The organism is uncultured Methanobrevibacter sp., from assembly GCF_937906425.1.
Lineage (GTDB): Archaea > Methanobacteriota > Methanobacteria > Methanobacteriales > Methanobacteriaceae > Methanobrevibacter.
This window is the reverse complement of the sequence record NZ_CALCYR010000294.1, coordinates 1-7,351: the sequence shown is the minus strand read 5'-3', so window position 1 is coordinate 7,351 and position 7,351 is coordinate 1. Positions and strand designations below refer to the sequence as shown.

Annotated in this window: 6 protein-coding genes and 1 pseudogene; 2 read left to right on the top strand and 5 right to left on the bottom strand. The window is 29.5% G+C overall.

Going from position 1 to position 7,351, the window contains the following annotated elements:
- The first annotated feature begins 122 nt into the window (after nucleotides 1-122).
- Together Q0138_RS08620 and Q0138_RS08615 are read left to right on the top strand one after the other, a co-directional pair.
- The gene (locus Q0138_RS08620) at nucleotides 123-803 is read left to right on the top strand and encodes a TIGR02253 family HAD-type hydrolase (RefSeq protein WP_297983455.1); all 681 of its coding nucleotides are present in this window, start codon (nucleotides 123-125) and stop codon (nucleotides 801-803) included.
- Nucleotides 804-1,593: 790 nt separating this feature from the next.
- A complete protein-coding gene (locus Q0138_RS08615; RefSeq protein WP_297983453.1) occupies nucleotides 1,594-1,875 on the top strand; it encodes an ArsR family transcriptional regulator in 282 nt (93 codons plus the stop codon).
- A gap of 274 nt (nucleotides 1,876-2,149) precedes the next feature.
- Here the strand turns inward: Q0138_RS08615 and Q0138_RS08610 are convergent, their stop codons facing one another.
- The 5 genes and pseudogenes from Q0138_RS08610 to Q0138_RS08590 all read right to left on the bottom strand — a co-directional run.
- Nucleotides 2,150-2,926 (bottom strand): exodeoxyribonuclease III, encoded by a 777-nt coding sequence (locus Q0138_RS08610; protein WP_297983451.1) that lies wholly within the window; start codon nucleotides 2,924-2,926, stop codon nucleotides 2,150-2,152.
- A 220-nt stretch (nucleotides 2,927-3,146) separates the two neighbouring features.
- Nucleotides 3,147-4,694, bottom strand: a complete 1,548-nt coding sequence (locus Q0138_RS08605; protein ID WP_297983447.1) for a phenylalanine--tRNA ligase subunit alpha — start codon at nucleotides 4,692-4,694, stop codon at nucleotides 3,147-3,149.
- A 494-nt stretch (nucleotides 4,695-5,188) separates the two neighbouring features.
- A complete protein-coding gene (locus Q0138_RS08600) occupies nucleotides 5,189-6,088 on the bottom strand; it encodes a triphosphoribosyl-dephospho-CoA synthase (protein WP_297983444.1) in 900 nt (299 codons plus the stop codon).
- Nucleotides 6,089-6,284: 196 nt separating this feature from the next.
- Nucleotides 6,285-6,775 (bottom strand): annotated as a pseudogene (locus tag Q0138_RS08595) (porphobilinogen synthase); the annotation flags it as partial.
- 209 nt (nucleotides 6,776-6,984) lie between these two features.
- Nucleotides 6,985-7,351: hypothetical protein (locus Q0138_RS08590; protein WP_297983440.1), on the bottom strand; the 367-nt coding region annotated here is incomplete at its 5' end.

Here is a 7,351-nt window from a genome sequence, read left to right as displayed (position 1 = left end):
GATCTACACTCTTTCCCTACACGACGCTCTTCCGATCTAAAATTTAATGAAATTTAATGAAATTTAATAATTTTAACAAAAATAAGTTAATAAAATAAATTAATAAGTATTTAGGTGTAATAATGACTAAAGCTGTGTTTTTTGATATTGACGATACACTTTTAGACACTTCAAGTTTTGCAGATTTGGCTAGACATGCTGCAATAGAAAGTATGTGTAACAATGGACTTCCATTAGAGCCTGATGAAGCATATGATTTGTTAAAAGAGATTATTCGTGAAAAAGGATCCAATTATTCAAAACATTTTAACATCTTGACCAAAGAGGTTTTGGGAAAGGAAGATCCTCTTTTAATAGCTATTGGAATGACCACTTACCATAACGTCAAATTTGCTCTTTTAAGACCATTTCCAAGAACAAGTGCTATTTTAATCTACTTGAAAAGTAAGGGATATAAGTTAGGAGCTATTACCAATGGAATTACAATCAAGCAATGGGAAAAATTGGTCAGATTAAATCTATACCATTTCTTTGACATTGTAATTACATCCGAAGAGGTTGGTGTTGAAAAGCCTGATCCTGAAATATATCTTGAAGCATGCAGAAGAATGGCATGTGACGTTAAAAAGAGTGTCATGATTGGAAATAAATTAGACATTGACTGTATGGGAGCTGTAAATGCAGGAATGAGTGCAATTCTTGTTAATTCAACTCTTGACGAGGATGAAAAGGAAAGAGTCAATGAAGAAGACATTGACATTATTGTTTTAGACGGTATTTCCGATGTAGATACTGTTTTATAATTTTTTCTTTCTTTTTTACTTATTTACTTATTAACTTATTTTATTCTATTTTTACTTTTTTATTCTTTTTTTACTTATTTTACTTATTTTACTTATTAACTTATTTTACTCTATTTTTACTTTTTTATTCTTTTTTTACTCTTTTATTCTTACCCTTTTTTACTATCACCATTTTAATTTTTTTAAATCTTTTTTTATAGAAATGAAATTTAATTTGCTAATTTTAAAGATATTTATTCTCAAAGATAAAACTTATAAAAAATTTAAATATGATAAATTTTAAAAAAGTATTAATATTAACTCAGTTATCTTTAAATAAAAAAAAGATTTTCTTGAAAAAAAAGGAATTTCTTGAAATGAAAAAAGATTTTCTTGAATGAAAAAAGATTTTTTTGAATGAAAAAAGTTTAATAGACTTAATATAACCATTATCAAAAATTTTGATAGGCATTATATAAATGAATACTAAATCTTAGATAATATGATATTAAATGAATACAAAGGTATTTCTACTTATTATATAAGTGTTAGATACTTGTTAGATAAATGTTAGATAAGTTATAGATAAAAGTTAGATAAATATTAGATAAATGTTAGATAACTGTTAGATAAGTGTTTAATTTAAGGATATTAAGTTTATTAAAGAGAAAAACTAATTTTAACATATAGTTTACTATTTATTAAAAAAATAGGACTATATTAAAAAAATAAAGAATCAAGGGTTAAAAAATATATCTATACAAATCCCACGATTCATTCACAAAAAAATAAGATTTTTGGTGAAGGCAATATGCATGATGAGGACATAGTTTTAATAGAATATGTAAAATTATCCGTAAATAGGACAAAAGTTTTTAAGGCATTGAAAAATGATGCTTTAAAACCAACAGACATTGCTGAAATTACTGATGTCCACATCAATACAGTTAGCAGATCCTTAAAGCAATTAAAGGAAAAGAATCTGGTTTATCTATTAAATCCTAAAGAAAAAAGAGGGAGATTGTATAAGCTAACTGACAAGGGAAAACTAATCTCAAAGGAATTGTTAAAACAGGAAAAACAAAAAAATTAAAGAGATTAATCCCTAAAAATAAATTTTATTCTTATAAAAGAAGAAATAAAAGCAAATCTCAAAATTGAGAAAAATAAATTTAATTTTTAAATAATTCTTAAAAATTGAGAAAAAAGAAATTAAATTTAAAAGAATTCTTAAAAATTGAGAAAAATAAATTTAATTTTAAAAAAAAATAAATTAAAGAATTTAAAATCTTTAAAAAATATTAATTTTCTTTATTGAACTAAATAAGAAAAGCAAGTATACTATCCAAATTAATAAATAAAGAAAATTAGAGTTTTAGTTCAAGTGCAATAGGACAGTGATCAGAACCCTGGACATCAGACAATATATAGGAATCCTTTACATTGTCCCTGAACTCTTCATTAACAAAGAAGTAGTCCAAACGCCATCCGACATTACGTGCTCTTGCATTTGTTCTATAACTCCACCAAGTATATTTTTCAGCCTCATTTTCATGAAACATTCTAAATGTATCAATATAGCCATTGTCCAAAAACTTGCTCACCCACTCTCTTTCAACAGGTAAAAATCCGGAAGTTTTCTCATTTTGCTTAGGATGTGCAAGGTCGATTGGCTTGTGGGCAGTGTTTAAGTCACCGCAAATAACAAGATTATGACCATTATCCCTTAAATCATTTGTATAATCAAGGAATGCATCATAGAAATCAAGCTTATATTGTAATCTTTCTTCACCGTTTCCACCATTCGGATAATAGATGTTCATAAGGATGAACTTTTCAAAATCCAATCTCAATAATCTTCCTTCAGTGTCAAATCTTTCAATTCCCATTCCATTGTAGACCTTTTCAGGTTCGATTGCAGTGTATGTGGCCACACCGCTGTATCCCTTTCTCTCAGCTGAATGGAAATAACTTGTGTAATCTGGAATATTTATTAATTTTTTAGGCAATTGGTCTATTTGAGCCTTGGTTTCCTGCAAGTTTACAATATCTGCCTTTTCCTCATTAAACCAATCAAGAAAACCTTTTCTATGAATTGCCCTAATACCATTTACATTCCATGAAATAAGTCTAATGTTTGTCATAAAAACCCCTAAATAAATTAAATTTAAAAAAATTATAAAAATTAAATAAATAAGCAAAAAACTATAAAAAATAAAAAAAGAGTTAAATAAATAAATTAGTTTTAATTTAAGTTAAAATGCATTAAAAAAAAATCAAAACAAAAATAAAGTTTTAATTTAAGTTAAAATGCATTAAAAAAAATCAAAACAGTTATTTATTCATTAAAATGATTTTAAATGCCTAATCAAGCTTAATTCCATTGTCCAAAGGAACTTCCCTTAACCAGCTAATATCACTTTTATACAACATTCTAATGTCAGATAAATCATATCTAATCATAGCAAGACGTTCAATACCTAAACCAAATGCTAAAGCAGGAGTCTTAACTCCTAAAGGCTCTAAAACTTCTGGTCTAAACATTCCGCATCCCCCTAATTCAATCCAGCTTTCCTTTTCCTCAAGATAAATCTCACATTCTGTTGAGAGATATGTGTATGGGAAATAAGCCGGCCTGAATCTTACCTCAAAACCTAATTGCTTGTAGAACTCCTTTAAGGTTCCAAGCAAGTTTTGGTAATTGATTCCTTCAGCTGCAACAAGACCTTCAACCTGATGGAATTCAGGCAAATGCTTATAGTCAAAGGTTTCTCTTCTAAATACCCTTCCAACTGAAAACATCTTGATAGGAAGTTCTTCACTTGCCAAAGCCTTTGTGGAAATTCCTGTTGTGTGAGTTCTTAAAACTGATTGGCGTGCAATATCAGCATTCCAATCATAAGCCCAACCATCAGAATTGGTGTTTCCACCATCCTCGTGAGTTTTTGCAACCCTTTCAACAAGAGCATCATCCGGCAAGTCACAGGTCAATGGATTCTTGACATAGAAAGTGTCCTGCATTTCCCTTGCAGCATGGTCTTGAGGTTGGAAAAGTGAATCGAAATTCCAGAATGCAGAATCAAGAATGTTACCGTTTGCTTCAGCAAAACCAAGATTTAAGAAGATTTCCCTAATTTCCTGAATGATTCTCCTTAAAGGATGTTCCTTACCTGCAAAGAAAATAGGATATTCTGCATTGATGTCATAAGGCCTGTATCTTAAGTCCTTCCAGGAATCATCTTTAAGCTGCTCATGGGTAAGTTGAGTAGCTTCCTCCTCAAGGGTGAAACCGGTTTCATTGATTTTTCTTCCTAAATCAGTTAATGAAAAACTGTGAGATGTGAGTTTTTCTTCCTTGATAAGGTTTTTCCTGTTTTTAAGGGCAGCCAAACCATTAAGCATGTCTTCAGACAATTGATTCTTGGATAGTTGTGCCTTTTGCTTAAATGTATCAAGTAAGGATTCGTCATCCCCAGCCTTATTTAAGGCATCTTCACCGACTTCAGTAATATTAACTACACCCTTATCGATTTTAGCCCAACTTTTACGAACCAGCCAACCGATGGAAATGTTTACTTCCTTCTTGTCAAGATTGTCCAAACTAGCCAAGTCTTTCATGGCAATCTGTTTCTTGTCTTCCAATGCCTTGAGAATTCTACGTTCAGGAAGTCCGATATCAGCATATTTTTTACCGTCTTCAGTTAAACTAAACTTCTCTTCAACATCTTTATGAACTTGAATAATGTCTTTTGATGCAAGAGATCCTGCTGCACTCATAACGGATTTAATGTTTAATCCGGAATTTTCAGCAATTTCTTCAGGAGTAGCATCTTCGTCTTTTTCCAACTCCTTCAAGAGCTTTTTTTCATAAATATGTAATTCATTAATTATTTTATTTACATTGTCACTCATCTAAACACCAGATGTGAATTTTAAATTAAATAATAATTTATAAGTATAAATTTAATGAAAATTAAAATAAATTAATTTATAAGTATAAATTTTAATGAAAAATAAATTAAAAATTAATTTATAGCATAAATTTTTAATAAAAAATTATTCATTATTTTATAATATTATAATATTTCTCTAATCTAATTAATAAATATATTTAAAACATTGAAAATAAGTTATGAATTTTATAAAAAAGTAGTTAAATTGAATAAAAGATTTTAAAAAAATCTAAATAGAACTGATAAAAAATTGTAAAAAGGAATAAAAATTCTTAAAAATAAAAAACAAGAATTAAATTAAAAAATGAAAAAAATAAAAAAATAAAAAACAAGACTTAAATTAAAAAATGAAAAAAAAATAAAAAAATAAAAAAATAAAAAACAAGACTTAAATTAAAAAATGAAAAAAAATAAAAAAATAAAAAAAGAAGAAAGTGATTAATCTAAAGAGAACTAAAACTCTTTAGACAAATAACTTAAAAATATGGATGCTGCAGTTAAATCAGCAGTGGTTCCAGGATTATACTTATTTTCATAAAGATAATCATCAAATTCCAATAGTTTTTCCTTAAAGTCACAATCATCCTTAAAGGACAATACTTCCTTAGCCTTGTCACTAACTGATTGGGCTATTTCATCCCCATACTTTCTTGAAATAAGAGTGTCTGGAATTTCAGATAATATTGTCATGAAAGTTAATACTGTAGCCTTGTTGATAACATCAACATCTTCACAATTGTTCCATACATTAATAAAGCAAGGAAAACCTATATCAAAACAAACAGGCATTTTTGAAGTAAGCTCATTTGCCAATCTGTCCCATCCTGCAGAGATTTTTAAAACATCAAACATTGTTTGATTGTTAGCGCGCAATTCGTCCTTGGCCTTTTCACTCATTACGTCAAATTCGTCCTGATCTCCCATTCCGCCAGCATCTGCAATGTTTATTGCATCATAAAGGTTGCATGCATCATCTACAGTTGTTGCATCCATTAACTTAGCTATATTTTCCTGAATTTCATCAAAGGAATCACTTATTGAAGCGGCTGCTGCAATTGGAATGCACATCATCATAATACCAAGATTTGTGTTGTTTGCAATCCACTTGTCGGTTTCACTTACTGATTGAAGAATATATTTACCTAATTCTGCACCAGAAGGCTCATCCAATGATTTTGCTTGACTAGCCACCTCTTCCATAGTGTTTCCAATAACAACCCCACTAATGATAAAATCTTCAAAAACCATATCATCATAGTTACGGGTTCTATGAACATTTCCAGGCTTCGGATAACCGCTGACTTCAAGAACTGAAGCCAATTGAGCCAATTTTGCAATTTCTTTTGCTTCCATAAAATTATCTCCCAAATTGCATCAAATCAAATAAATCTCTTAATACTTTACCTAAATGCATCAAATCAAATAAATTCTCTAATACTTTACCTAAATGCACCAAATCAAATAAATTTCTTTTAATTTTCCAAATTTACTTAATCTGAGAATCCAATCATAAGTTCTTAATCATTAATTTTCTCCAAAATAGTATAATTTATAAATGATCCAAAGCATAAGGAGCGAAATTGGTAATAATCAAATCAGCTCCTGCCCTTTTAATGGACAATAAAGCTTCCATAATTGCATCTTCAGTTAAATAACCGTTTTCAATTCCGGCCATTATCATTGAATACTCTCCGCTAACATTATATGTTACCAAAGGCAAGTCAAAGTTGTCCTTAACTGATTTTATAATATCAAGGCAAGGCAATGCAGGTTTTACCATCAGGAAGTCGGCTCCTTCAATTACATCAAGTTCAGCTTCCCTTAAGGCTTCACGTGCATTTGCAGGATCCATTTGATAGGATTTTCTATTTCCTGCAGATGGAGCGGAACATGCAGCTTCCCTGAATGGAGCATAGAATGATGAAGCAAACTTAACTGAATAGGACATTACCATTGTATTATAATAGCCATTTTCACAATAAGTCTTCGAACCGCCATTACCCTTTAGTGTATGAGTTGTTTTATTAGTAATATTTCCGCAGGTAATACACTGCTGCCAGTGATATGTATCATCATACATGGTCTGATAAATATGTGTATGTGGCACTACTGAATTATCAAGATCATTTACATTTTTAACAGTTGTATCTTCTTCAGCGAAAACCGTAATATCTGTTGTCGGTGCCAAAATACATAGTGTTAAGAGCAAAATAAAGGTCTTTTTTATAACATTTTTCATACGCACACCTCTATTCTGTTGGGTCTGTAATTATAAGAGTATATGTTCCATCAGAGTTTTCTTTAACTTCATATTTAGCCATATCTGACTGAACCTGGTTGATTTGAGTAGTTAATTCATTTTTATTCTCTGTTATTTGATTATTAAGTTCTTCCTTATTGTTATTAATCTGAGTGTTAAGTTCTTCTTTGTTGTTATTAATTTGAGTATTGAGTTCTTCTTTGTTGTTATTGATCTGAGTTGTCAATTCATTGTTAGTATTTGTGATTTGAGTAGAAAGCTCACTATTTACATTGTTAATTAGGCTTGTAAGACTTTCAGTCTCATCGGTAATTCTAGTAGATAAATCATTATTTACAGTATTAATCAAATTAGTA